The 24,059-nt window shown below is 60.7% G+C and carries 23 protein-coding genes; 12 read left to right on the top strand and 11 right to left on the bottom strand.

Features of this window, described 5'->3' with window-relative positions:
• Positions 1–99 precede the first annotated feature (99 nt).
• The 5 genes from hflK (AC1RBR_RS00790) to cfaB all read left to right on the top strand — a co-directional run bounded on the left by hflK (AC1RBR_RS00790) (position 100) and on the right by cfaB (position 7,458).
• Positions 100–2,061: a protease modulator HflK gene (hflK, locus tag AC1RBR_RS00790; RefSeq protein ID WP_492562527.1), complete on the top strand. Its 1,962-nt coding sequence runs from the start codon at positions 100–102 to the stop codon at positions 2,059–2,061.
• Positions 2,058–3,098 carry a protease modulator HflC gene (gene hflC, locus AC1RBR_RS00785; protein WP_492562525.1) on the top strand — a complete coding sequence of 347 codons (1,041 nt, stop codon included), beginning with the start codon at positions 2,058–2,060 and terminating at the stop codon, positions 3,096–3,098. The genes hflK (AC1RBR_RS00790) and hflC overlap by 4 nt, the downstream gene beginning before the upstream one ends.
• Positions 3,095–4,156, top strand: a complete 1,062-nt coding sequence (hflK, locus tag AC1RBR_RS00780) for a protease modulator HflK (RefSeq protein WP_492562523.1) — start codon at positions 3,095–3,097, stop codon at positions 4,154–4,156. Before hflC ends, hflK (AC1RBR_RS00780) begins: the two co-directional genes overlap by 4 nt.
• Positions 4,153–6,060 carry a heavy metal translocating P-type ATPase gene (locus tag AC1RBR_RS00775; protein WP_492562522.1) on the top strand — a complete coding sequence of 636 codons (1,908 nt, stop codon included), beginning with the start codon at positions 4,153–4,155 and terminating at the stop codon, positions 6,058–6,060. The genes hflK (AC1RBR_RS00780) and AC1RBR_RS00775 overlap by 4 nt, the downstream gene beginning before the upstream one ends.
• A 210-nt stretch (positions 6,061–6,270) precedes the next feature.
• Positions 6,271–7,458 carry a C17 cyclopropane fatty acid synthase CfaB gene (gene cfaB / locus AC1RBR_RS00770; protein WP_166495168.1) on the top strand — a complete coding sequence of 396 codons (1,188 nt, stop codon included), beginning with the start codon at positions 6,271–6,273 and terminating at the stop codon, positions 7,456–7,458.
• Positions 7,459–7,496: 38 nt separating this feature from the next.
• On the opposite strand, the gene cls is transcribed toward cfaB, so the two are convergent.
• A complete protein-coding gene (gene cls, locus AC1RBR_RS00765; protein ID WP_492562520.1) occupies positions 7,497–8,936 on the bottom strand; it encodes a cardiolipin synthase in 1,440 nt (479 codons plus the stop codon).
• A 131-nt stretch (positions 8,937–9,067) separates the two neighbouring features.
• On the opposite strand from cls, the gene AC1RBR_RS00760 reads away from it, so the two are divergent.
• A complete protein-coding gene (locus tag AC1RBR_RS00760; protein WP_492562518.1) occupies positions 9,068–9,586 on the top strand; it encodes a DUF3617 domain-containing protein in 519 nt (172 codons plus the stop codon).
• Positions 9,587–9,668: 82 nt separating this feature from the next.
• Here AC1RBR_RS00760 and AC1RBR_RS00755 read toward each other — a convergent pair whose 3' ends face one another.
• From AC1RBR_RS00755 to folE2, 6 genes are read right to left on the bottom strand one after another with little or no spacing between them, the layout of a single operon-like run.
• Entirely contained in the window at positions 9,669–11,000 is a 1,332-nt protein-coding gene (locus AC1RBR_RS00755) for a dihydroorotase (RefSeq protein ID WP_492562516.1), read from the bottom strand.
• Positions 11,001–11,003: 3 nt separating this feature from the next.
• Positions 11,004–11,564 carry a gamma carbonic anhydrase family protein gene (locus tag AC1RBR_RS00750; protein WP_115986409.1) on the bottom strand — a complete coding sequence of 187 codons (561 nt, stop codon included), beginning with the start codon at positions 11,562–11,564 and terminating at the stop codon, positions 11,004–11,006.
• Entirely contained in the window at positions 11,561–12,436 is an 876-nt protein-coding gene (locus AC1RBR_RS00745; RefSeq protein ID WP_492562514.1) for a metal ABC transporter substrate-binding protein, read from the bottom strand. Before AC1RBR_RS00745 ends, AC1RBR_RS00750 begins: the two co-directional genes overlap by 4 nt.
• Before the next feature lie 11 nt (positions 12,437–12,447).
• On the bottom strand, positions 12,448–13,314 hold the full coding sequence (locus AC1RBR_RS00740) for a metal ABC transporter permease (protein ID WP_492562513.1): 867 nt from the start codon (positions 13,312–13,314) through the stop codon (positions 12,448–12,450).
• Entirely contained in the window at positions 13,314–13,982 is a 669-nt protein-coding gene (locus AC1RBR_RS00735; protein WP_492562512.1) for a metal ABC transporter ATP-binding protein, read from the bottom strand. Before AC1RBR_RS00735 ends, AC1RBR_RS00740 begins: the two co-directional genes overlap by 1 nt.
• Positions 13,979–14,875: a GTP cyclohydrolase FolE2 gene (folE2, locus tag AC1RBR_RS00730; protein WP_492562510.1), complete on the bottom strand. Its 897-nt coding sequence runs from the start codon at positions 14,873–14,875 to the stop codon at positions 13,979–13,981. The genes AC1RBR_RS00735 and folE2 overlap by 4 nt, the downstream gene beginning before the upstream one ends.
• Before the next feature lie 84 nt (positions 14,876–14,959).
• Between folE2 and AC1RBR_RS00725 the strand changes: the two genes are divergently transcribed.
• On the top strand, positions 14,960–16,162 hold the full coding sequence (locus AC1RBR_RS00725; RefSeq protein ID WP_492562508.1) for an N-acetylmuramoyl-L-alanine amidase: 1,203 nt from the start codon (positions 14,960–14,962) through the stop codon (positions 16,160–16,162).
• Here the strand turns inward: AC1RBR_RS00725 and AC1RBR_RS00720 are convergent.
• Positions 16,159–16,536, bottom strand: a complete 378-nt coding sequence (locus AC1RBR_RS00720; RefSeq protein WP_492562506.1) for a glutamine synthetase — start codon at positions 16,534–16,536, stop codon at positions 16,159–16,161. The genes AC1RBR_RS00725 and AC1RBR_RS00720 overlap by 4 nt on opposite strands.
• A gap of 234 nt (positions 16,537–16,770) precedes the next feature.
• Between AC1RBR_RS00720 and zigA the strand changes: the two genes are divergently transcribed.
• The gene (zigA, locus tag AC1RBR_RS00715) at positions 16,771–17,976 is read left to right on the top strand and encodes a zinc metallochaperone GTPase ZigA (protein WP_492562505.1); all 1,206 of its coding nucleotides are present in this window, start codon (positions 16,771–16,773) and stop codon (positions 17,974–17,976) included.
• The gene (locus AC1RBR_RS00710) at positions 17,976–18,626 is read left to right on the top strand and encodes a DUF1826 domain-containing protein (protein ID WP_492562503.1); all 651 of its coding nucleotides are present in this window, start codon (positions 17,976–17,978) and stop codon (positions 18,624–18,626) included. The genes zigA and AC1RBR_RS00710 overlap by 1 nt, the downstream gene beginning before the upstream one ends.
• 4 nt (positions 18,627–18,630) lie before the next feature.
• Here the strand turns inward: AC1RBR_RS00710 and AC1RBR_RS00705 are convergent, their stop codons facing one another.
• Positions 18,631–18,987: an NADH:ubiquinone oxidoreductase gene (locus tag AC1RBR_RS00705; RefSeq protein ID WP_096795431.1), complete on the bottom strand. Its 357-nt coding sequence runs from the start codon at positions 18,985–18,987 to the stop codon at positions 18,631–18,633.
• 28 nt (positions 18,988–19,015) lie between these two features.
• Between AC1RBR_RS00705 and AC1RBR_RS00700 the strand changes: the two genes are divergently transcribed.
• A complete protein-coding gene (locus tag AC1RBR_RS00700; RefSeq protein WP_492562500.1) occupies positions 19,016–19,987 on the top strand; it encodes a CobW family GTP-binding protein in 972 nt (323 codons plus the stop codon).
• Position 19,988: 1 nt separating this feature from the next.
• Here AC1RBR_RS00700 and AC1RBR_RS00695 read toward each other — a convergent pair whose 3' ends face one another.
• Positions 19,989–20,402: a DUF3301 domain-containing protein gene (locus tag AC1RBR_RS00695; RefSeq protein ID WP_166495178.1), complete on the bottom strand. Its 414-nt coding sequence runs from the start codon at positions 20,400–20,402 to the stop codon at positions 19,989–19,991.
• A 117-nt stretch (positions 20,403–20,519) separates the two neighbouring features.
• Here AC1RBR_RS00695 and pdxY point away from each other — a divergent pair, with 117 nt between their 5' ends.
• Positions 20,520–21,392: a pyridoxal kinase PdxY gene (gene pdxY / locus AC1RBR_RS00690; RefSeq protein ID WP_492562498.1), complete on the top strand. Its 873-nt coding sequence runs from the start codon at positions 20,520–20,522 to the stop codon at positions 21,390–21,392.
• A 130-nt stretch (positions 21,393–21,522) separates the two neighbouring features.
• Here the strand turns inward: pdxY and AC1RBR_RS00685 are convergent, their stop codons facing one another.
• Positions 21,523–22,005: an acyl-CoA thioesterase gene (locus tag AC1RBR_RS00685; RefSeq protein ID WP_041073853.1), complete on the bottom strand. Its 483-nt coding sequence runs from the start codon at positions 22,003–22,005 to the stop codon at positions 21,523–21,525.
• A 282-nt stretch (positions 22,006–22,287) separates the two neighbouring features.
• On the opposite strand from AC1RBR_RS00685, the gene AC1RBR_RS00680 reads away from it, so the two are divergent.
• Positions 22,288–24,051 (top strand): cation:proton antiporter, encoded by a 1,764-nt coding sequence (locus AC1RBR_RS00680; protein ID WP_007960872.1) that lies wholly within the window; start codon positions 22,288–22,290, stop codon positions 24,049–24,051.
• Positions 24,052–24,059 lie beyond the last annotated feature (8 nt).

Raw genomic sequence — 24,059 nt, 5'->3', positions numbered from 1 at the left:
GGTCGCACATCTTTAGATAAGCGTATTTGTGTACAAATATTTCACGTTTTTCGTTATATCGTAACGATAAGACCGCTGAATCAATGGCTTTGAGGTGATATGCAAGTCGATCTGGATATCGATGGCACGCAAGTGACCGGGTTGCCGCGCTTTCAACAAGCGGCCACACAGGGACGGCGCTTGCGTCGTTTGGCCATCGGCCTCGGCGGATTGGCCGGGGCAGGGTGGGTGCTGGCGTTGTTTGTCGAGCTGTTTGCCGCGCAATCGATATGGTCGGCATTGCTGGTGAATCTGGGCGCGGCGTTGCTGGTGCTGGTCGCCGGTTTGCAGTCGGCGTGGTGGGTGACGCAATGGCGCGCACGGGTCATGTACCCAATGGCGCAGGAACCGCTGAACGAGGTCGAGCAAACCGCACCTGATGGCTGGTACGAACGGTTGCTGGAGCGTTTGAGTCAGCGCGGTTTGCACCTGCTCGGTCAGATTGGTGCGGCCACGTTGTGGCTGGGCGGCTGGTCAGTGCTGGTGGTGCTCGCCATCGGGCAGGTGTGGAGTCTGACGTTGCCGGCCGCTGCGGTCGGGTTGTCGGCCACGGTGGGCGCGGCGCTGATGTTGCTGCTGGGTTTCGGCTTGCTGGTGCTGGAGCGGCAACTGGCGCAGGAAAATCCGGCGCAATGGCCGGAAGCCGGATCCCTCGCGCAACTGGCGCGGGTGGCGATCATCAGTCTGGTGCTGGGCGCGTTGTGCCTGCTGTTCGCCAGCGAGGCTTCGGTGTGGCCAGTACGGCTTGCGGTGTTGATCGGGATATTGCCGGGATTGGTCGCGATCGAGTTGCTATTGCGCGGATTTCTGTCGGTGTTCAGCCCTCGACTCGAGCAGCTCGAACCGACCCTGCTGGCGCGCAGTTTTGTTGCCGATATGCTGCGTTGGCCACCGCAGCCGTTGCTCGCCTTGCAGCACGAATTGCACAACCGTTTCGGCATCGATCTGCGCCAGATTTGGGCGTTCAGCTACATGCGCCGGGCCTTTCTGCCAGTTTTGGCGCTGGTTGCTGCGGTCGGTTGGCTGCTGACCGGAGTACACGAAATCCCGCTGCAGGGGCGCGGTATCTACGAGCGCTTCGGCAAACCGGTGCAAGTGTTCGGCCCCGGATTGCATGCCGGTCTGCCGTGGCCATTGGGCCGTGTGTTGAGCGTCGAGAATGGCGTGGTGCATGAATTGGCGACCAGCGTCGGCGATGCTCCGGCGCCAACCCAGGCTGAGCCTGCCGAAGGCCCGGCACCGATGACCGCCAACCGCTTGTGGGATGCCAGCCACGTCAACGACAAATCCCAAGTGATCGCCAGCAGCCGTGGCGATCAGCAGAGCTTTCAGATCGTCAACATGGACGTGCGCTTCGTCTATCGCATCGGCCTGCGGGATCAGGACGCCTTGGCGGCGACCTACAACAATGCCGATGTGCCGACGCTGATCCGCAGTACCGCGAGCCGGATTCTGGTGCACGATTTTGCCTCGCGCACCCTCGACGGTTTGCTCGGTGCCGATCGGGTAGGGCTGGGCGAAGAAATCGGTCGAGCGGTGCAAGGCGATCTGCAGAAGCTCGACAGTGGCGTGGAAATTCTCGCCACCGTGGTCGAAGCGATTCATCCACCCGCCGGTGCAGCCAATGCTTATCACGGCGTACAGGCGGCGCAGATCGGCGCGCAGGCGTTGATCTCCCGTGAGCGCGGCGCTGCGGCAGAAGCCAGTAATCAGGCGCAATTGCAGGCCAGCCTCGCTCGCGATCAGGCCAGTGCCAGCGCCCGTGAAATCAATGCGACGGCGCAGGCGGCAGATCTAAAGTTCAGCGCTGAGCAGAAAGCCTATGCCAGCGCCGGCCAGGCATTCGTGCTCGAGCAATATCTGAGTCAGCTCAGCCTCGGCTTGAGCAAGGCCAAACTGTTGGTACTCGACCACCGTCTAGGCGGCAGCAGCAATGCGCCGACCATCGATTTGCGTACATTCACACTGCCGGCTGATCCGACGCCTGCGCGCACCACCGCTCAACCAGGAGTTGCCCATTGAGCCAGTCGCACACTCACGATTCGCATGACCACAGCGGCCACGATCACGGCCACGCCGGGCATCACCATCATCATGGGCATCACCACCACGGTGCGCCGGAGCAGGCGGGGCCGTTCCCGTGGCGGCGCATGGGTTGGGCGTTATTGCTGGTGGGGTTCGCCATCGCGGCGGCGAGCCTAGTGCAAGTGCGCTCGGGCGAGGCCACGGTCATTACCCGTTTTGGCAATCCGTCGCGGGTACTGCTTGAACCGGGTTTGAGCTGGCGCTGGCCGGCTCCGTTCGAAGCGGCGATCCCGGTGGATCTGCGCCTGCGTACCACCTCCAGCGGATTGCAGGATGTCGGCACCCGCGACGGTTTGCGCATCATCGTTCAGGCTTATGTGGCGTGGCAGGTGCAGGGTGACCCGGACAATGTGCAGCGTTTCATGCGCGCGGTGCAGAACCAGCCGGACGAAGCGGCGCGACAGATTCGCACCTTTGTCGGCTCGGCGCTGGAAACCACCGCCAGCAGTTTCGACCTGGCGGATCTGGTGAATACTGATGCCAGCAAAGTGCGTATCGCCGATTTCGAAGCGCAACTGCGTCAGCAGATCGACCAGCAACTGCTCGCCACTTACGGCGTGCGCGTGGTGCAAGTGGGGATCGAACGGCTGACCTTGCCTTCGGTGACGCTCACTGCCACGGTCGACCGGATGCGCGCCGAGCGTGAAACAATCGCCACCGAACGCACCGCCATTGGCAAGCGTGAGGCTGCGCAGATTCGCTCGGCCGCCGAGCGCGATGCACGAATTGTCCAGGCCGATGCCACGGTGAAGGCCGCAGAAATCGAAGCACAGTCGCGGGTCGAAGCCGCGCAAATCTATGGTCGTGCGTACGCTGGCTCACCGCAGCTGTACAATCTGCTGCGCTCACTGGATACCCTTGGCACCATCGTGACGCCGGACACCAAGCTGATCCTGCGCACCGACGCCGCGCCATTCCGCGTGCTGGTGGACGGCCCGCCGACTGTTGCAAATAAACCCGGATCACAGCCATGAGTGATGAAGTTCCACGTGGAACACATTCGTTGAGCAGTCCGTGGATTCAGGCCGGACGCTTGGCTTTTTTCGCCTTGTACGCAGTGACGGTTTTGGCTGCGTTGGCGTGGGCGTTCTCCAATGTGCGGCAGATTGATCCGCAGAATCGCGCGGTGGTTCTGCACTTTGGCGCACCGCAGCGCATCCAGAATGCCGGGCTGTTACTGGCCTGGCCGCAGCCGTTCGAGCAGGTGGTTTTGCTGCCGGCAGCGGATCGTGTCATCGAGCGCCGAGTGGAAAACCTGCTGCGCAGCAGTGAGGCGATCAAGGCTGATCGTGTGGCGACCTTCGCCACACCGCTGAGTGATGCGCTGGCCGGTTCCGGCTATTTGCTCACCGGCGACGCCGGCGTGGTGCAACTGGATGTGCGGGTGTTCTACAAAGTCAGCGATCCCTATGACTTCGTGCAGCAGGGTGATCATGTGCTGCCAGCACTGGATCGGCTGGTCACCCGCAGCGCCGTGGCCCTGACCGCCGCCCGGGATCTGGACACGATTCTGGTTGCCCGCCCGGAGTTGATCGGTGCGGATAATCAGGCCGCCGAGCGCCGCGAGCGTCTGCGCGGTGATCTGGTGCAAGGCATCAACAAGCGCTTGGCTGAATTGAAGACGAGCGGGCAGGGCATCGGCATCGAAGTGGCGCGGGTCGACGTGCAGTCGAGTCTGCCGGATCCGGCGGTCAGCGCTTTCAATGCGGTATTGACCGCCAGTCAGCAGGCCGACAAAGCCGTCGCCAATGCACGCACCGAGGCGGAAAAACTCACCCAGACCGCGAATGAGCAAGCCGACCGTTCCCTGCAAGTGGCCCATGCCCAGGCCGGTGAGCGGTTGGCGAAAGCCTCTGCCGACACTGCCACGGTAATGAGCCTGGCCAAGGCGCAACAACAGGGTACCGATCCGCAGATGCTCCTGCGGCTGTACCGCGAACGCATGCCTAAGATTCTTGGTCAGGCTGGTTCAGTGACCACGGTCGATCCGAAAGACGATTCACGCCTGATCATTCAGGGAGCCAGTAAATGACTGCGACCACTGCTGCACCGAGCCTGTTGTCCTCGGCCGAACAGCGCCGCGCCGCACGGCAATTGACCCTGGCGATGCTCGCCCTTGGCTTGCTCGGCCTCGGTCTGATCTGGCGCTGGCTGGTGCCGGAGCAAACCGGGGTCAGTCAGTTGCTGTTGGGCTTCGCTTCCTTATTAGTGGCGGTGCCGGTGATGCGTTCGGCGTGGTACAGCCTGCGTTATCCGAGTCTGCACGGCATTACTGATCAACTGATTGCCCTGGCGATGCTCGGCGCATGGGCGACCGGCGATCTGCTGACGGCTGCGTTGCTGCCGATCATCATGATCTTCGGCCACGTGCTGGAAGAGCGCAGTGTGATCGGCTCGCAGGAAGCGATTCACGCTCTCGGCCAATTGACTCGCAGTCACGCCCGCAAGATTCAGGCGGACGGCTCGATCATCGAAATCGATAACGGCACGCTGAAACCCGGTGACACTGTAGAGGTACGCGCGGGCGATCGGGTGCCGGCAGATGGCCGGGTGTTGTTCGGTCAGGCCAGCCTCGACACCGCGTCGATCACCGGCGAGTCGGTGCCAGTGGAAACGGCGGTGGGCATGACGGTGTTCGGTGGCGCGATCAACCTCGACGGCTTGCTGCGCGTTGAGGTGACCCGCACCGGCGATCAGTCGACGCTGGGCAAAGTCATCGCGCTGATGCAAAACGCCGAACGCTCGAAACCGCCGATCACTCGTCTGCTAGAACGCTATGCCGGCGGCTACATGGTGCTGGTGTTGCTGTTGGCGGCGGTGACGTGGTTTGTCACCAATGACGCGCAAGCGATGCTCGCGGTGCTGGTTGCGGCCTGTCCCTGCGCCTTGGTGCTGTCGGCACCGGCCACGGCGATTGCCGGAGTGGCGGTGGCGGCGCGTCACGGCATTCTGATTCGCAGCTCGGCGTTTCTTGAGGAGCTGGCAGATCTCACATCACTGGTGGTCGACAAGACCGGCACCCTGACTTACGGCACCTTGCGTTTGCAATCGATCAGCAGCCCGCGTCTGGATCAGGCTTCGGTGATGGCATTGGCGGCCAGTCTCGGTGCGGCCAGCAGTCACCCGGTCAGCCGGGCGTTGGCGGGGTTGGTCAATCAGGAGCAGAGCCTGCCGCTGACTGATATCCACGAGCGTCAGGGGCTCGGGGTGGTCGCCATGACCGGACAGGGCGAGGCGGCACTGGGCCGTCCCGAACTGTTCGCGCAACTGGGCATTGTCACCACCACCGTTCCCGAGCACGACGGGCCGATTGCCGGATTGGCACTAAACGGCGAATTTGTCGCCTGGTTGCTGCTGGCCGATAGCGTCAAACCGGAAGCACGCTTTGCCCTCGCTGAATTGCGCGAACTCGGCCTGGGTCGCCAATTGCTGCTGACCGGCGACCGCCAGAGTGTCGCGCAGACCCTGGCCCGTGAGGTCGGCCTACAAGAGCTGCAAGCGCAGGCGCTGCCTGAGGACAAGCTCAACCGCGTGCTCAAGGAAATCGACAACGGCTTCCGGCCGATGGTGGTGGGCGACGGCATCAATGATTCGCTGGCGCTCAAGGCCGGGGTGGTCGGTGTGGCGATGGGCGCCGGCGGTGCCGACATTGCGCTGGCCTCGGCGGACATCGTGCTGATCGGCAGTGATTTGCGGCGCCTCGGCACCTGTGTGCGACTCAGTCGCCAGTGCCGTAGAACCTTGCAGGTCAACGTGATCATCGGTCTGGGCTGGACCCTGGCGATCGTGGTGTTTGCGGCATTCGGCTGGCTCGGCGCGGCCGGGGCAATGATCGCCGCGCTGCTGCACAACCTCAGTACGTTGCTGGTGTTGGGCAATGCCGGGCGACTGCTGCGGTTTCAGGAGCCATTGCTCAAGCTCAAGGATGATCGCTGAAGTGTGGTTCAGCGAACTGTGCGCCGAATAGGCAGTCATCTATATAGAGGGCGCACACTTCATTGCCGTTACCTGGGCTTAAACAGTGGGTGCATGACGGCATGATGGAGCGTCTGGAACGATAGTCTCGGCTAATTAAATCGATAGCCTGCTATTTTTCAAGGATGGTCTACCCTCAGATCTGACGTCTGAAACAAGGGGGGATTTTCCATGCTCGCGCAACTTCCACCGGCCTTACAGAATCTGCAGCTTCCGCTTCGCTTGCGACTCTGGGATGGCCATGAGTTCAATCTGGGGCCGACGCCCAGCGTCACCATCGTGGTCAAGGACCCGACGATGGTCACCCAGTTCACCCATCCAAGTCTCGACGCGCTGGGGGCGGCATTTGTCGAAGGCAGGCTGGAACTGGAGGGCTCGATCAGCGAGGTCATTCGGGTCTGCGACGAATTGAGCAGCGCCTTGCTCGATGACGATGAGGACGCCCAGCCGGTGCGTTCGGTGCACGACAAGGAAACCGACGCCAAAGCCATTTCCTATCACTACGACCTGTCCAATGCGTTCTACCAGCTGTGGCTGGACAGCGACATGGCGTATTCCTGCGCGTATTTCGAAACCGGCAGCGAAACCCTGGAACAGGCGCAGCAAGCCAAGTTCCGCCATCTGTGTCGCAAGCTGCGTTTGCAGCCGGGCGATTACCTGTTGGATGTCGGTTGCGGCTGGGGTGGTCTGGCGCGTTACGCGGCGCGTGAATTCGGCGCCAAAGTGTTCGGCATCACCCTGAGCAAGGAACAGCTGGAATTGGCCCGCGAGCGGGTCAAAGCCGAGGGGCTGGAGGACCAGGTTGAACTGCAATTGCTCGACTACCGCGATCTGCCGCAGGACGGGCGTTTCGACAAGGTGGTCAGCGTCGGCATGTTCGAACACGTCGGCCACGCCAACCTCGCCGAGTACTGCAAGGTCTTGTTCGGCGCGGTGAAGGAGGGCGGTCTGGTGATGAACCACGGCATCACCGCCAAACACACCGACGGCCGTCCGGTAGGCCGCGGTGCCGGCGACTTCATCGAGAAATACGTGTTCCCCAACGGTGAGCTGCCGCACTTAGCGATGATCTCAGCCGAGATCAGCGAAGCCGGGCTGGAGATCGTCGACGTCGAAAGCCTGCGCCTGCATTACGCGCGCACGCTGGATCACTGGAGCGAGCGTCTTGAGGACAATCTCGAAGCGGCCGGAAAACTGGTGCCGGATCAGGCGCTGCGCATCTGGCGCCTGTATCTGGCCGGGTGTGCCTATGCGTTCGCCCGAGGCTGGATCAATCTGCACCAGATTCTGGCGGTGAAAGCGCATCCGGATGGCAGCCATGAACTGCCCTGGACCCGCGACGACATTTATCACCCCTGAGGCCTGACGACCGTTCGCTCATTCGAGCGAGCGGCCGGTCAAAGAATCGGTGAAATAAGCCGGGCGATCCGCATGCCGAGCTGTTGCAGGCGGTGGATCTCCCGGCTTTCTTCTTTGGCGACTTCATAAGCCTGCTCGAAATCATCGTTGAGCATGTGTTCCACGTGCGCGGCGAACTCGCTGTCGACGGTCAGCAGCATCACTTCGAAATTCAGCCGGAACGAGCGGTTGTCCAGATTGGCGCTGCCGATGGCACTGATTTCGCTGTCGATCAGCACCACTTTCTGATGCAGGAACCCCGGCTCGTAGCGGAACACCCGCACGCCGGCGCGCACCGCTTCAAACGCATACAGGCTGGAAGCGGCGTAGACGATTCGGTGATCCGGACGCGATGGCAGCAGCAGGCGTACGTCGACGCCGCGCAGCACCGCCAGACGCAACGCGGCGAACACGGCTTCATCGGGAATGAAGTACGGGCTGGTGATCCACACCCGCTCGGTTGCGGCATGGATCGCTTCGACAAAGAACAGCGAACAGGTTTCGTAGGCATCGGCCGGGCCGCTCGCCAGCAACTGGCAGAGCACGCCGTCCTCCGGGTAAACATCCGGCAGGATCAGTGGCGGCAACGTCCGTGCGGCCCAGAACCAATCCTCGGCAAACGACTCCTGCATGCAGGCCACTACCGGCCCGCGCACCTGCACGTGGGTATCGCGCCAGGGCGCCAGCGGCGGTTTCTCGCCCAGGTATTCATCACCGACGTTGTGCCCGCCGACAAAGCCGAGCACGCCATCGACCACGACGATTTTGCGGTGGTTGCGGAAATTCACCTGGAAGCGATTGAGCCAGCCACTGCGTGTGGCGAAGGCTTTGACCTCGACACCGCCATCGCGCAACGCCTGCACGTAACTGTGGGGCAGTGCGTGGCTGCCGATGCGGTCGTAGAGCAGATGAATCGCCACGCCTTCGGCGGCTTTCTTCAGCAACAGGTCGCGCAGGCGCTGACCGAGGCGGTCGTCATGGATGATGAAAAACTGCACCAGTACTGCTTCGCGCGCTTGATCGATGGCGTGGAAGATTGCCTCGAAAGTCGCGTGGCCATTCACCAGCAGTTGCACCTGGTTGTTTGCCAGGCACGGCATCCGCCCCAGTTTGGGCATGGCGCGCAGCGAGGCGTAGGCCTTCGAGGCGCGGGCGGTGAGGGCTTCTTCGACCCACGGGCGCCAGTTCAACTCGGAGATCGCCTGGCGCATCTGTTCGTTGGCTTGACGGCGCGCCTTGATATAGCCGTCGAAGGTGCTGCGACCGAAAACCAGATAAGGGATGAGCGTCAGGTAGGGAATGAAAATAAGCGACAATGCCCAGGCGATCGAGCCTTGGGCGGTGCGTACGGTGAGCACCGCGTGGATCGCGGCGATCAAGCCGAGGCTATGTATCAGGGCGATCAGATAACCGAAAATATGCGGTCCAAAATAATCCATGGGGCAGCCTTGCTCCTGAAGACTCAATGCGTAACAGACCATGTTCCGAGGTGAATGTCGCTATTTAATTGGTGCATGAACCGAAGCAATCGGCCGACGTCTAACGGCCACTACTGATCAGGAGTTTTTCGATGAACGTTCGTCTGCTGGGTTTGGCGCTGGGCCTGGGTTTGGCAATGCCGGTGTTTGCGCAGGCGCAAATGCTGCAGCCGGGGCTGTGGGAAATGACCTCGAGCAACGTCAAGGTCGATGACCAGCCCATGGATGTGCAATCGATCCTCGGCCAGTTGCAAGGCCAGATGACCCCGCAACAGCGTGCGGCGCTGGAGAAAAACGGGATCAACATCGGCGGTAAAGGCATTCGTGCCTGCCTGACGCCGCAGCAGGTGGCGACCAATGATATTCCGCTGGCCGATCCGCAGTCGGGCTGCAAACAGCAGATCACCGAGCGCACCGGCAATCAGTGGAAATTCCGCTTCAGTTGCCCGAAAGCGCAAGGCACAGGTGTCGCGACGTTCCTCAGTGATCGTGAGTTCACCACTGTCGCCAACGGCACGTTCAACGCCATCGGCATCAACCAGAAGGGCAGTCTGGAAACCCGTGCGGTGTGGTTGGGTCAGGATTGCGGTACCGTAAAGCCAAGAGCTTAAAAGCTTCGCGAGCAAGCCCGCTCCCACAGGGGACAGCACAATCCTTGTGGGAGCGGGCTTGCTCGCGAAGGCGTCTTGGTTGTCACCGCATGAATCGCAGCGCCAGCCCCTGACATCCTTCGTTGATACGCTGCTCCCGCCAGGCAATCTGTCCCGACACCAACGTGGTATTCACCCGATAGCGAAAAGTCCTGTCAGTAAATGGCGTCCACCCGCATTGCGACAGGATCGGTTGCCGCGACACTTCTAACGCCGCTGGCTCAACCAGCACCAGATCCGCCCAATACCCCTCGCGCAAATAACCCCGATCCGGAATCGCAAACAGATCCGCCACCCGATGGCTGGTCTTTGCCACCAACGTGGTGATCGGCAGCACGCCATCGGCAACCAGCTCCAGCAGGGCCGGCAAGGCGTGTTGCACCAGCGGCAAACCGGACGGCGCCTCGGCGTACGGGCGCTGTTTTTCCACCCAGGTATGCGGTGCGTGATCGCTGCCGATCAAATCCAGTCGATTGCTCAGTAAAGCTGCGCGCAAGGCGTCACGGTCGGTTTGGGTCTTGATCGCCGGATTGCACTTGATCAGGTTGCCGAGGGCTGGATAGTCGCGGTCATCAAACAGCAGATGATGCAGACAGACTTCAGCGCTGATGTGTTTCTGGGCGAGCGGCTTGTCCTCGAACAACTCGAGTTCGCGAGCGGTGGTCAGGTGCAAGACATGCAGGCGGGTATCGTGACGTTTCGCCAGTTCCACTGCCAGCGAAGAGGAGCGGTAGCAAGCCTCGGCATCGCGAATCAGTGCATGGATATTCGCCGGCAAGTGTTCGCCGAGGCGTTCGCGCAGACGTGCTGCATTGGCCTCGATGCTCGGCGTGTGTTCGCAATGCGCCAGCAGAATCGTCGGCACTTCGGCGAACAGACGCTCGAGAGTCTTCGGGTCATCCACCAGCATGTTACCGGTGGACGCGCCCATGAATACTTTGACCCCGGCCACTTCGCAGGGGTTGAGCGCGGCGACGATGTTGAGGTTGTCCTGACTCACGCCAAAGTGAAAGCCGTAGTTGGCCACGGAGTTAATCGCCGCCCGACGCTTTTTATCCGCCAGCGCTTCGAGGGTGAGGGTGGCCGGCTGGGTGTTGGGCATGTCCATGAAACTGGTGATGCCGCCTGCCACCGCCGCACGCGACTCGGTGTGGATGCAGCCCTTGGCCGGCGCTCCCGGTTCGCGAAAATGCACCTGATCATCAATCATCCCCGGCAACAGCCATTGGCCATTGGCGTCGATCTCCACGCGGGCATTTTCACCGTCGATGCTGCGCGCGATCTTGACGATGCGGCCATGGCTGACCAGCAGATCACCGTCGAACTCGCGACCTTCGTTGACCAGTCTGGCGTTGCGAATCAGCACGCTGCTCATGGTTCAGAACTCGTTCTGCAAGGCTTTGTAGCCGCGCACCAGATCGACGTTGGTGCGGGCCACGTCTTCGGAAAATTCCGAGGCGCTGACACTCACCGGCGGGAACTGCGAAAGGTCGGTGTGGGGGCCGATGCGGGTGGTGGACGGCACGTAGAACGCGTCCGGCAAATCGCGGCCATCGACCACCGAGTTGTGCCGCACCACGCAGCCATCACCGACCACGCAATTGAACAGCACGCTGTTGAAGCCGATGAACACCCGGTCGCCAACCACGCACGGGCCATGCACGATCGAGCGGTGAGCGATCGAGGTGAACTCACCGATGGTGACCGCAGCGCCGGATTTGGAATGGATCACCACCCCGTCCTGGATGTTCGAATTGGCGCCGATGGTGATCGGCTCCATCGTGCCCGAAGCGTCTACTTCATCGGCGCGTATCACCGCGTAGGGACCGACGAAGACGTTCTCGCCAATGACCACCTTGCCACAGATGATCGCGGTTTTATCGACGTAGGCCGACTCGGCAATGTGCGGCAGATCGCCGGAAGGATTTTTGCGGATCATGGCTGGCTCAGTGCGTCATAAAGGGTGTTGAGGTTGTATTCGAACAGTCCGGTAAAGGTGCTGGCCGGGCCACTGGCGGCGAGGGCATCGGAGTACAAGGTGCCGCCGATGTGTGCGCCGCTTTCCTCGGCGATCTGCTTGAGCAGGCGTGCGTCCTTGATGTTTTCCATGAACACCGCTTTGACCTTGGCCTGACGGATCTGGGTAATCAGTGCGGCGACTTCGGCAGCCGAAGGTTCACGCTCGGTGGACAGACCTTGCGGTGCCATGAAGTCGATGCCGTAGGCCTGGCCGAGATAACCGAAAGCATCGTGGCTGGTGACGATCTTGCGATTGCCCGGTGGCAGCGAGCCGAGCTTGGTCTTGGCTTCGGCGAGCAGGGTGTAGATCTGTTTCAGGTAGGTCTGGCTGTTGCGTTGGTAATCGGCCTTGTTCGCCGGATCGGCGGCGATCAGCGCCTTGGTGATGTTGGCGATGTACAGCTCGGTGTTTGCCAGGTTGTGCCAGGCGTGCGGGTCGGGAATGGTCTCGCCGTCTTCCTCCAGCGAGCGTGGTATCACGCCATGACTGGCGCTGATGACGGGGGATTTGGTCTCGGTGCTGGTCACCAGGCGATCGAGCCAAGGCTCGAAACCGAGGCCGTTCTTGATGATCAGTTTGGCTTTGAGCAGCGCTTTCGCGTCGTCCGGTGTCGGTTCATAGGTGTGCGCGTCGGCGTCCGGGCCGACCATGTTGGTGATCTGGACATGCTCGCCACCCACCTGGTGAACCATGTCGGCGAGGATGCTGAAGCTGGTGACCACCGGCAATTTTTCCGCCGCCGACAACGACATCGACAGCATCAGGCTGAACAACACGAGTAGAGCGCGCATCGGGAAACACCTCATTGGGATGTGAGCAAAGGCGGGCGGCGTAGCAAACCGTGTACCGGTCCGAACACCACGGACAGCAGATAACCAATGCCGGCGACCAGCACGATCGCCGGGCCGCTGGGCAGTGAGTAGTAGAACGAGATCAACAATCCGCACCACACCGAGAGGCAGCCGATCAGCGCCGAGATGGCAATCAGGCTCGGCAGACGACGACTCCAAAATCGTGATGCGGCGGCGGGCAGCATCATCAGGCCGACGACCATCAAGGCGCCGATGGCCTGGAAACCGATCACCAGATTGAGCACCACCAAGGTCAGGAACACGCCGTGGGCGAGAGGGCCGAGGCGGCTGACGGTTTGCAGGAATAACGGGTCGAGGGTGTCGAGCAGCAGCGGTTTGTAGATGACTGCCAAGGCGATCAGGCTGAGGGCCGAGACCCATAACATGCCGTTGAGGGTCGGGCCGTCGACGGCTAGCGCCGAGCCGAACAACAAGTGCAGCAAGTCGAGACGCTTGCCGGCGATGCCGAGAATCAGCACGCCACTGGCGAGTGAGATCGGGTAGATCGCTGCGAGACTGGCGTCTTCGCGCAGGCCAGTGCGACGGGTAATCCAGGCGGCTAGTCCGGCCATGCCCAAACCGGCACCCAGACCACCGAAGGTCAATGCGGGAAGGCTCAGACCAGCGAACCAGAAGCCCAGCGCTGCACCGGGGAGGATGCCGTGGGCGACGGCGTCACCGATGAGGCTCATGCGCCGCAGGATCAGAAACACCCCGAGCGGCGCTGTGCTACAGGCCAATACCAATCCGCCGAGCAGCGCTCGGCGCATGAACACGAACTCGCTGAACGGGTGCCAGAGGTGGGCGACAGTGAGCATCAGGCCACCTGCATATTGGGTGTTTGCTGGATCAGATCGGCACTGGGGCCGAACACGCATTCGCGGTTTTTGATCAGCAGTGTCTGCGGGATGTGTTGGCGGACGGCGACGAGGTCATGGCAGACCATCAGCATTGTTCGCCCTTGGGCATGCCAAGCATGAATGTGTTGCCAGAGTAACTGCTGGCCCAGTTCATCGAGTGCGGCGTGGGGTTCATCGAGCAGCAGCAATGGGGCGTCGGTCAGACTCAAGCGGGCGAGCAGGGCGCGTTGCAACTCGCCACCGGAGAGTGCCATCAGCGAGCGTTTTTCCAGTCCGCTCAAATGCCAGTTTTCCAGTGCGTTGGCGAGTCGTTGTGCGCGCAATTGTGTCGACAATCGCCGGCCCCAGAAACCCGCAGCCACCAGTTCTTCGAGGCTGATGGGGAACTGTCGATCAAGGTGCTGCTGTTGCGGCAGGAACGCCAGACCGCCCTGGCGTGGAACACCCAGTGCGATTGTTCCCGATAACGGCTTCTGCAATCCGGCGATGACTTTCAGCAGGCTGCTTTTACCGCAGCCGTTGGCGCCGATGATGGCGCTGAGGCTGCCGTGTTCCAGCGAGAGGGTCAGTGGCGAAGTCAGTGGTTGGCCGGGTGCGCCCCAATTCAGGGTGTGGCAACGGATCATGCGAGTTCTCGGTGCCACTGGCTTTCAGCGACAGCGTCGTGGGCGTGCAGGCTTTCGGCGTGGATCACTCGCAGGTGGAAGCCACTGACGCCGGGAGAGCGACGCAGGGCCAGATTAAGTCGTCGCGCGGCGTCTTCGCAGAACATCAGGTTCTGTCCATTGGCCAGAGCGAAGGCTTGTTCGTCGGCGCGTTTCACAGCGGTTTGTACGGCGGTGCCGAGCGCCGCTTCGGCGTCATTGATGATTGCGCTCAGCGGTAGCTCATCGAGGAACCCGTCGAGATGCATATGCAATTGCGCGGTGCTGCGTTGGCTGTGCGGGGTGGCGACAATGCCTTGGCTTGATCCTAGCCAGGCCAAAACTTCGGCATGTTGCAGTGGCTTATTGGCGAAATCATCGATGAATTGCTGCTGAATCAACTGCCGCGCCAACGCTGCTGAGCAGGGGCAAGTTGAGGAGTAGGGCACTTCTATTTTCAGTTCCACGTGGAACACGTGGTTTTTCAGGCTCGCAGAAATGCTCACTGGGTAGCTCTTCCAACCAGCCAGAGGGCTGACTAACGCGGGCCTTTTCAGCAACACTTCGCAGTGAATATTCAGATAGGCGCTGTTGGATAAGCCGTCATGGCTGACCAGAAATTCCTCGAGCATGTCGCGCAACCTGGCAGGTGAGAGGTTGCGCCGCTCCAGTGCTGCCAGTGCCAAATACAGACGTGACATGTGGATGCCACGCGCTTCGCCATCGTCGAGACTGACGCCCGCATCAGCCTTCGCATTCAGGCGTTGGCCCTCCAGCAAAACGGGTAACGCAATGCCGCGCATTCCCACCCACTCGAGTGGCAGTGCTTGCCGAGCGGCTTGCGTGGCGATATCCGGAAGTGTCAGCGAATTCATGTTCGGAACCATCGTGTTGATTGAATTGAATGTTACATTATAACAATTCAAATCACGATGCCTTTTTCATGAACGGGTTTTCATATGCACCGACGTCATCTGCTCAACCTACTTCTGGCCAGCACGTCTTTGGCTTTTCCCTTCACTGTTTCGGCTACGCAAATTCGCAATGCGCGCCTCTGGCGTTCGGATGACAAACTGAGATTGGTGTTCGACCTCAGCGGTCCGGTACGCTACAAAACCTTTTCGCTGAGCGCTCCAGAGCGTTTGATCATCGACCTTTCCGGGGCAAGTTTGAGTGGCGATTTCAGTCAATTGGCGCTGGCTGATACCGCGATTCGTGCCATTCGATCAGGGCACTTTGGTCAGGGTGACACACGGATCGTTCTTGATCTGAACCATCCAGTGTTATTGAACAGCTTTCTTTTGGCGCCTCAAGATGGCCAGGGACACCGTTTGGTGCTGGATCTGGTAAACGCCAAACCGGCATCTAAACCGGCAATGGTTCCACGTGAAACACCTTCGAATCAGGCTCACCCCAAGCGCGACATCGTCGTTGTCGTTGATCCCGGGCACGGCGGAAAAGACCCAGGTGCAGTCGGCGCCAAGGGTGAGCGGGAAAAGGATGTTGTGCTCTCCATCGCGCAATTGCTCGCCAAACGCCTGAAAAAGGAGAAAGGCTTCGACGTCAAACTGGTGCGCAATGACGACTTCTTCGTGCCGCTTCGCAAGCGTGTGGACATAGCTCGCCAGCACAAGGCCGACATGTTTATCTCGGTGCACGCCGACGCGGCACCGCGTCTGACGGCGTCGGGAGCCTCTGTGTATTGCTTGTCCGAAGGTGGTGCGACGTCAGCGACTGCACGCTTCATGGCACAGCGGGAGAACGGCGCGGATCTGCTGGGTGCGACCAGTCTGCTCAATCTCAAGGACAAGGATCCGATGCTCGCCGGTGTGATCCTCGACATGTCGATGAACGCTACCATCGCTGCCAGTTTGCAACTCGGCAGTACCGTTCTCGGCAGTCTGGCAGGCATTACCACACTGCATCAAAAGCGCGTGGAACAGGCAGGGTTTGCCGTGCTGAAGTCGCCGGACGTGCCGTCGATTCTGGTGGAAACCGGCTTCATTTCCAACGCCCGCGACAGCCAGCGACTGGTCACGCCTCGACATCAGCAAGCCGTGGCGGATGGTTTGTTCGAAGGGCTGCAGCGTTACTTTCAGAAGAATCCACCGGTCGACAGCTACATCGCCTGGCAGCAGGGGGAGCAAAAAGCGCGGGTTTAGCAGCCGGTGATCCGACTGCAGGTGAATTTGGCACTAATGCCGCCAGAGCTGGAAAAGCGGTTGATCGTCGTCCAGCCGACGCGACGGGTGTAACCAACCCAGGCTTCCCCGTCAGAGGCGATCCCGGTGAAAAACGTCAGTTGGCCGAAGCGACTGTTGGTCTGTGCCCAATAGCGCTTGCCGTCTTTTTCAAAGCCACGCAGGTAAATCGTGTTGCCCACGGTGTTCACGCTGTAGGCATTGCCATCTGCATCAATGCAGGCCAGCAGATTCGCGCTGCGTGTGCAGTTGGCGAGCGCGGGAATTTGCCCCCAGGCGTTGGCGCCCGACAGCAACGCGAGACTCAGCAGCGAGCATTTCAGGGCATCTTTCATTGCGGTTCCCGATGGGCGGATTGCGTACAGCTTCTTGCTCTTTAGCGTTTCGGACAAGAGCAGGACTGGCTTATTTATATTGTTATACTATAACATAAAATTGAATTGAGCCTGAGCTCGCCGATTTCAAGCGTCTGCTTCTGCCATATCGCTGTTTTGAAGCTCTAGAACGCGGTGCGCTACGCCAAAACAGGCAAAAGCGCACATCGGCCACCATCTGATGAGGATTATCCAATGTCACGCCAGCTTCCAGTGACCGTTCTTTCGGGCTTTCTCGGCGCCGGAAAAAGTACACTTTTGAATTACGTACTACGTAATCGAGAAGGCTTGCGCGTTGCTGTCATCGTTAACGATATGAGCGAGATCAACATTGATGGCAGCGAAGTCCAACGCGATGTCAGCCTTAACCGTGCGGAAGAAAAACTGGTGGAGATGAGCAACGGTTGTATTTGCTGTACGTTACGCGAGGACCTGCTCGAAGAAGTCAGCAAACTCGCCCGCGAAGGAAGATTCGATTACCTGCTCATCGAATCCACCGGCATTTCCGAGCCGCTACCGGTCGCCGAAACGTTTACCTTCCGCGATGAACACGGTCGGAGCCTCGCCGACGTCGCGCGGCTCGACACCATGGTCACGGTAGTCGACGGCGTGAATTTCCTTCTCGACTATCAGGCTGCCGAGAGCCTCGCGTCCCGCGGCGAAACCCTGGGCGATGAAGATGAACGCTCGATCACCGATCTGCTGATCGAACAAATCGAGTTCGCCGACGTACTGCTGATCAGCAAGATCGACCTCATCAGTCGCCAAGAGCGCGAGGAGCTGATGGCAATCCTCAAGCGCCTCAACGCCGAGGCGGAGATCATCCCGATGGTGATGGGCGAGGTGCCGCTGGAGAAAATCCTCAACACCGGGCGTTTCGATTTCGAGAAAGCCGCTCAGGCCCCGGGCTGGTTGCAGGAATTGCGCGGTGAGCACGTGCCCGAAACCATGGAATACGGCATCGACTCGACGGCCTACCGCGCACGCCGCCCGTTCCATCCGCAGCGCTTTTTCGACTTCATCGATCGCCCATGGCCGAACGGCAAACTGCTGCGCTCCAAAGGCTTCTTCTGGCTCGCGAGCAAACCCTGCGACGCAGGCAGTTGGTCGCAGGCCGGCGGTTTGATGCGCCATGGTTTCGCGGGTCGCTGGTGGCGTTTCGTGCCGAAAAATCAATGGCCGCAGGATCAGGAAAGTACTGCAGCAATCATGGAAAACTGGACGCCGAGCGTCGGAGATTGTCGTCAGGAGCTGGTATTCATTGGCCAGAACATCGACTTCGTACAGCTCAAGTCGGAGCTCGATGCCTGCCTGCTGACTGACGAAGAAATGGCCGATGGCGTAGACGGTTGGCGCAGACTGCCGGACCCGTTCGGCCCTTGGCACGAAGAGGCCGCCTGATGCTTGCGCTCAAACTGCAGCAGAACCGGGCGTGCCATCAGCATCAGGGGGCGACGCCGAAAACGCTGGCGCGGATCCTCGAAGACGACGTCAATCTCGCGGTCTGGCAGCGTCAACTGCCGCTGCACATCGCCGATTTCGCAGAGTTGCTGCTGTCGCTCAACGAGCCTTTGGCGGAAGCGCTGTGCATCGAATTGCCGAATGAGGACGCCGACCCTGATCTGCAAGGATTGGCCGCCGGGTTCCGTGATCTGCAAGGCTACGATGGCTTCATCGCTGACCTGCAATGGCTGGTGAGTGCCTTCGCCTGTCTATTGGGGGCACGGCGTATCGGCCTGCGCCTTCGGATGTTGGACAAGGCCATGTGCCCGCGCTTCCATGTCGATCATGTGCCGGTGCGCTTGATCACCACCTATGCCGGGATTGGCAGTCAATGGCTCAAAGAGGGCGTGATGGATCGCGAGCAGTTGGGCCAGGCCAACGCCGAGCCACACGGCATGAGCCAAATCCAGCAACTCAAGCGTGGTGATGTGGCGCTATTGAAAGGCGAGAAGTGGCACGGCAACGAAGGCTTCGGCCTGATTCATCGCTCCCCGCAACCGGCGCCGGGTGAGCGACGACTGCTGTTGACCCTCGACTGGCTCGGCTGACGGCTCAAGGCTTGAGCCACTTGCCCTGGCTCTGGCCTTCGCAGTACGGCTGCAAATACGCCGCGTCGGAGGCGACGCCGTAATAGTGGATATCCTGGCGATAGGGCATATTGGCGACTTGCGCGTTGCTGCACACGCCGAACGCGCCGCTCGGGCATTGATCGACGTACTGCACCTCGACTTTCTGACCGGCCAGGGTCGGTTGGCAGAAGCCGTCGCTGAACAGCTTCTCGGGAATATTGCGGTTCTGCTGGCAGACTTTAACGTCGAGCCGCTCACCCTGGCTGTGCACCACGCAAGCCTGGGCCCATGCTTCGCTCGACAGCAGCATCAACAGCAACGACCATCCCATCCAACGCATGTCCAATCCCCTCAGAAAACTCCCAGTCATGTTGCAGAACATTCCTACCCATGTCATCGCCGGCCCTTTGGGCGCTGGCAAGACCAGCCTGATTCGCCAGCTCATGGCCCAACGGCCGGACGGCGAGCGCTGGGCGGTGCTGATCAACGAGTTCGGTCAGATCGGCCTCGATGCTGCGTTGCTGACCCGCGACGCCGATGGTATCGCACTGGGGGAAGTCGCCGGAGGGTGTCTGTGTTGCGTGAATGGTTTGCCGTTTCAAATCGGCCTCGGCCGTTTGCTGCGCAAGGCCAGGCCGGATCGGCTGTTCATTGAGCCGTCCGGGCTGGGCCATCCGGCGCAGTTGCTCAAGCAGTTAAGCGAAGCGCCGTGGTTGGGTGTGCTGGCGCTGCAGCCCTGTGTGTTAGTGCTGGATGCCCAGGCGCTGGCCGCCGGGAAAGCGTTGCCGCCCGCTCAGCAGGACGCTTTGGCCAGCGCTGGTCTGCTGTTGCTGAACAAGGCAGAAAGTCTGGAAGAGGCCGCGCGGCAGACCATCGCCGAGCGTTTGCCGGCAGTCAAACTGATCTGGACGCAGCAGGCGCAACTACCTTTACGCGAGTTGCCGGGTGTGGCGGCGCAAGCAATGGCGTGTGTGGATAACCTCGTCGTACCGCAGGGGGCGGGACCGATTCCAGCGATCTGGAACGATCCGGCCGTGCCGATCTGCCTGAGTCAGGCACAGGAGGGTGGTTGGAGCATCGGCTGGCGTTGGCACCCGGGACAGACGTTCGATACGCAACGTCTGAACCAATGGCTGAGGAGCCTGGATTGGCGGCGGGCCAAACTGGTTATCCACAGCGCACAGGGTTGGGTGTCGGCCAATGCCGTGGATAACACTGAACTGGATTGGCAACCCAGCGAGTGGCGGCGGGATTCACGTATAGAACTGATCTTTGCCGATGCGCAACGTATCGATGAGTTGCAGTCAGGCATGGCGCAATGCCGGGTGCCGGCGGGTTAGCTCAAGGCTTCCACTTGGTGTGTTCCTGACGCCACTGGCTCAGTTCGATCACTTCGGCCCGCGGACGAGTGACCTCGACCACCGGCGGCGTGTCGTCGAACGGCGCCGGGTAGGGCGCCAGCTCGATCTGCGCACTGTGCGCACCAAACTGGGTGATGGTGCCGTTGTGCCGGGTTTCGCCGGTCACGGTGAACTCGAAGTTATAGACCCGGGCCAGGCGCCGCCGTCCGCTCGCATCCTTGATCAGACCGATTTTTTTCAACGCGACGTTACCGTCCAGCAGTTCGACGCCGACGTTGAGGCAATGCTGCTTGACCCGCTCCAGCGCCCGCTCGCGCAAGCCGTGGTTGTGCCATAACCATGCGCCGGCAGCGGCGAACAGCATCAGCACGAAGATGTTTTCGAGGGTCAGCATCAACAGGAAACTCCAAAAGATAAGCTCAGCTTAACTGCGTCGCCGGTCTGTCGTACAGGCTGTGTTTCGTCGCATACTGCGCGGCTTGAATTTCAATCGTTTTACGGAATGACCCGAATGAAACGTACGCCTCATCTGCTCGCCATCCAGTCCCATGTGGTCTTCGGCCACGCCGGCAACAGCGCCGCCGTGTTTCCGATGCAGCGAGTCGGGGTGAATGTCTGGCCGCTCAACACCGTGCAGTTTTCCAATCACACCCAGTACGGGAAATGGGCCGGTGAAGTGCTGGCGCCGCACCAGATTCCTGAACTGGTCGAAGGCATCGCCGCCATCGGCGAACTGGGTAACTGCGACGCCGTGCTTTCCGGTTATCTGGGCAGCGCGGCGCAGGGCCGGGCGATTCTCAGTGGCGTCGAACGCATCAAATCGGTCAATCCAAAGGCGTTGTACCTGTGCGACCCGGTGATGGGCCATCCGGAGAAGGGCTGCAGTGTACCGGCCGAGGTCAGCGATTTCCTGCTGGAAGAAGCAGCAGCCGTGGCGGACATCATGTGCCCGAACCAACTGGAGCTGGACAGCTTCTCCGGGCGCAAGCCGCAGTCGCTGTTCGACTGCCTGGCTATGGCTCGGGCGTTGCTCGCGCGCGGGCCGAAAGCGGTGTTGGTCAAGCATCTGGATTATCCGGGCAAGCCGGCGGATGGTTTCGAGATGTTGTTGGTGACCGCTGATGAAAGCTGGCACCTGCGCCGTCCGCTGCTGGCGTTTCCGCGTCAGCCGGTGGGCGTGGGCGATCTGACGTCCGGTTTGTTCCTGGCGCGGGTGCTGCTCGGCGACAGTCTGGTAGCGGCGTTTGAATTCACCGCCGCGGCGGTGCATGAAGTGCTGCTGGAAACCCAGGCCTGCGCCAGTTATGAGCTACAACTGGTGCGGGCGCAGGACCGGATCGCGCATCCGCGGGTGAAGTTCGAGGCAACGGCGATCAGCCTGTAAGACCGCATTACCTCCATTCGCGAGCAAGCCCGCTCCCACGTTCGACTGCATTCCCATGGGAGGACTGCGATTCAATGTGGGAGCGGGCTTGCTCGCGAAGGCGATCTGTAAAGCAACATCATTTCAAAGGTCAGGCGTCGCCCTTGATCTCCTGATAACGCTTTTCCAACTCCTGACGAATCTGCCGACGCTGCTGGGCCTGCATATAACGACGCTTGTCTTCACTGTTCTGCGGTTGCAGCGGCGGCACGGGGGCCGGTTTGCGCTGATCATCCACCGCGACCATGGTGAAGAAGCAGCTGTTGGTGTGGCGCACCGAGCGCTCGCGGATGTTCTCGGTCACCACTTTGATACCGACTTCCATCGAGGTGTTGCCGGTGTAGTTGACCGACGCGAGGAAGGTCACCAGTTCGCCGACATGGATCGGCTCGCGGAAAATCACCTGATCCACCGACAGCGTTACCACGTAGCGGCCGGCATAGCGGCTCGCGCAGGCGTAGGCCACTTCGTCGAGGTATTTGAGCAGGGTACCGCCGTGGACATTGCCAGAGAAGTTGGCCATGTCGGGGGTCATCAATACCGTCATCGACAGTTGGGCGTTTCCGGGTTCCATAACGTTCTCACGGATCAAGGCTGGATGGCTGGACGCACCTCTGCGGGTGCCTGGTGGCTTTTTCAAAAGCACCGTTATCGGGACGCCAGACGACTGGCTGCCGTCACGCCGGCGCCGATCTGTTTCCTTATATTGCACCGCCTTCCAGCCGGAAGTCGCGGTGTTAACCTGCAAAAGGCCCTGCCCAAGGGCAATTCCTACACGAAAAGCGGATTTTTACTCAACTCGCTCAGACCTATCTGAAGTCTGACGGCGGGTCACGTCATACAAGGAGCCCACACCATGCATGCCATCAGCTTTATTCAGGACCTGGCAGTGATCATGTTGGTCGCAGGTGTGGTCACCGTGCTGTTTCACCGTTTCAAGCAGCCGGTGGTGCTCGGCTACATCGTCGCCGGTTTCATCATTGGCCCGCACACACCGCCGTTCGGCCTGATCCACGACGAAGAAACCATCAAGACCCTCGCCGAACTGGGGGTGATCTTCCTGATGTTCTGTCTCGGCCTGGAATTCAGTCTGCGCAAGTTGTTCAAGGTCGGGGCCACGGCGTTTATCGCGGCGTTCCTCGAAATCGTCCTGATGATCTGGATCGGCTATGAAATCGGCCGCTGGTTCGACTGGAACACCATGGACTCGCTGTTCCTCGGTGCGATCCTCGCCATCTCCTCAACCACCATCATCGTCAAGGCGCTCAACGACCTGAAGATGAAGAACGAGCGCTTCGCGCAGCTGATCTTCGGCGTACTGATCGTCGAGGACATCCTCGGCATTGGCATTATTGCCCTGCTGTCGAGCATCGCGGTCAGCGGCACGGTCAGCTCGGGCGAAGTGTTTTCCACGGTCGGCAAGCTCTCGCTGTTCATGATCGTCGCCCTGGTGGTGGGCATTCTCCTTGTGCCGCGTCTATTGGCGTATGTCGCCAAATTCGAAAGCAACGAGATGCTGCTGATTACCGTGCTCGGTCTGTGCTTCGGTTTCTGCCTGCTGGTGGTCAAGCTCGAATACAGCATGGTGCTCGGCGCCTTCCTGATCGGCGCGATCATGGCCGAGTCGCGGCAGTTGCTGAAGATCGAACGCCTGATCGAGCCGGTTCGTGACCTGTTCAGTGCAATCTTCTTCGTCGCCATCGGCCTGATGCTGGATCCGATGATCCTGCTGCAATATGCCTGGCCGATCGCGGTAATCACCGTGGCTGTGGTGCTCGGCAAGATGTTGTCTTGTGGCCTCGGCGCCTTTATCGCTGGCAATGACGGACGCACCTCACTGCGTGTCGGGATGGGGCTGTCACAGATTGGCGAATTTTCCTTCATCATCGCTGCGCTCGGGATGACGCTGCAGGTCACCAGCAACTTCCTTTATCCCGTTGCGGTGGCGGTGTCGGTGATCACCACGCTGCTGACGCCGTACCTGATCCGCGCGGCCGATCCGCTGTCGATCAAGCTCTCGGCGGCGGTGCCCAAGCGTCTGGGTCGGGTGTTCGGCATGTATGGCGAATGGCTGCGCAGCATTCAGCCGCAAGGCGAGGGCGCGATGCTGGCGGCGATGATCCGACGGATTCTGTTGCAGGTCGGGGTCAATCTGGCGCTGGTGATCGCGATCTTCTTCAGTGGTGCGTTCTTTGCCGGGCGGCTGTCAGTGTGGATGCAGGACTGGATCGCTGATCCGAGCTGGCAGAAGGCATTGATCTGGGGCGGGGCACTGCTGCTGTCGCTGCCGTTCCTGATCGCCGCGTATCGCAAGCTCAAGGCGCTGTCGATGCTGCTGGCGGAGATGGGCGTGAAGCCGGAGATGGCCGGGCGGCACACGCAGCGAGTACGGCGGGTGATCTCCGAAGTGATCCCGATTCTTTCGCTGCTGGTGATTTTCCTGCTGCTGGCAGCCTTGTCGGCCAGTATTCTGCCGACCAACAAGTTGCTGGTGCTGGTCGCTGTAGTCGCGGCCGCCGTGGCGGCGCTGCTCTGGCGCTGGTTCATCCGCGTGCACACGCGGATGCAGGTGGCCCTGCTGGAAACCCTCGACAATCACAAGGAATCGTCGGGGCACTGACCGGCCGG

It is taken from the genome of Pseudomonas sp. GW823-FHT01D03 (assembly GCF_058798255.1).
The sequence above is the reverse complement of the archived record's forward strand: the minus strand, read 5'-3'. Positions and strand labels throughout refer to the sequence as shown.

Bases quoted from the DNA above. Each gene is read 5' to 3' on its own strand.
- cfaB (WP_166495168.1), top strand. From the start codon at position 6,271: ATGCTCGCGCAACTTCCACCGGCCTTACAGAATCTGCAGCTTCCGCTT.
- hflK (WP_492562527.1), top strand. From the start codon at position 100: ATGCAAGTCGATCTGGATATCGATGGCACGCAAGTGACCGGGTTGCCG.
- AC1RBR_RS00745 (WP_492562514.1), bottom strand. From the start codon at position 12,436: ATGCGCGCTCTACTCGTGTTGTTCAGCCTGATGCTGTCGATGTCGTTG.
- cls (WP_492562520.1), bottom strand. From the start codon at position 8,936: ATGGATTATTTTGGACCGCATATTTTCGGTTATCTGATCGCCCTGATA.
- pdxY (WP_492562498.1), top strand. From the start codon at position 20,520: ATGAAACGTACGCCTCATCTGCTCGCCATCCAGTCCCATGTGGTCTTC.
- AC1RBR_RS00705 (WP_096795431.1), bottom strand. From the start codon at position 18,987: ATGCGTTGGATGGGATGGTCGTTGCTGTTGATGCTGCTGTCGAGCGAA.
- AC1RBR_RS00760 (WP_492562518.1), top strand. From the start codon at position 9,068: ATGAACGTTCGTCTGCTGGGTTTGGCGCTGGGCCTGGGTTTGGCAATG.
- AC1RBR_RS00680 (WP_007960872.1), top strand. From the start codon at position 22,288: ATGCATGCCATCAGCTTTATTCAGGACCTGGCAGTGATCATGTTGGTC.
- AC1RBR_RS00720 (WP_492562506.1), bottom strand. From the start codon at position 16,536: ATGAAAGATGCCCTGAAATGCTCGCTGCTGAGTCTCGCGTTGCTGTCG.
- AC1RBR_RS00750 (WP_115986409.1), bottom strand. From the start codon at position 11,564: ATGATCCGCAAAAATCCTTCCGGCGATCTGCCGCACATTGCCGAGTCG.
- AC1RBR_RS00695 (WP_166495178.1), bottom strand. From the start codon at position 20,402: ATGCTGACCCTCGAAAACATCTTCGTGCTGATGCTGTTCGCCGCTGCC.
- AC1RBR_RS00710 (WP_492562503.1), top strand. From the start codon at position 17,976: ATGCTTGCGCTCAAACTGCAGCAGAACCGGGCGTGCCATCAGCATCAG.
- zigA (WP_492562505.1), top strand. From the start codon at position 16,771: ATGTCACGCCAGCTTCCAGTGACCGTTCTTTCGGGCTTTCTCGGCGCC.
- AC1RBR_RS00700 (WP_492562500.1), top strand. From the start codon at position 19,016: ATGTTGCAGAACATTCCTACCCATGTCATCGCCGGCCCTTTGGGCGCT.
- AC1RBR_RS00735 (WP_492562512.1), bottom strand. From the start codon at position 13,982: ATGATCCGTTGCCACACCCTGAATTGGGGCGCACCCGGCCAACCACTG.
- hflK (WP_492562523.1), top strand. From the start codon at position 3,095: ATGAGTGATGAAGTTCCACGTGGAACACATTCGTTGAGCAGTCCGTGG.
- AC1RBR_RS00740 (WP_492562513.1), bottom strand. From the start codon at position 13,314: ATGCTCACTGTCGCCCACCTCTGGCACCCGTTCAGCGAGTTCGTGTTC.
- AC1RBR_RS00725 (WP_492562508.1), top strand. From the start codon at position 14,960: ATGCACCGACGTCATCTGCTCAACCTACTTCTGGCCAGCACGTCTTTG.
- AC1RBR_RS00775 (WP_492562522.1), top strand. From the start codon at position 4,153: ATGACTGCGACCACTGCTGCACCGAGCCTGTTGTCCTCGGCCGAACAG.
- AC1RBR_RS00755 (WP_492562516.1), bottom strand. From the start codon at position 11,000: ATGAGCAGCGTGCTGATTCGCAACGCCAGACTGGTCAACGAAGGTCGC.
- folE2 (WP_492562510.1), bottom strand. From the start codon at position 14,875: ATGAATTCGCTGACACTTCCGGATATCGCCACGCAAGCCGCTCGGCAA.
- AC1RBR_RS00685 (WP_041073853.1), bottom strand. From the start codon at position 22,005: ATGGAACCCGGAAACGCCCAACTGTCGATGACGGTATTGATGACCCCC.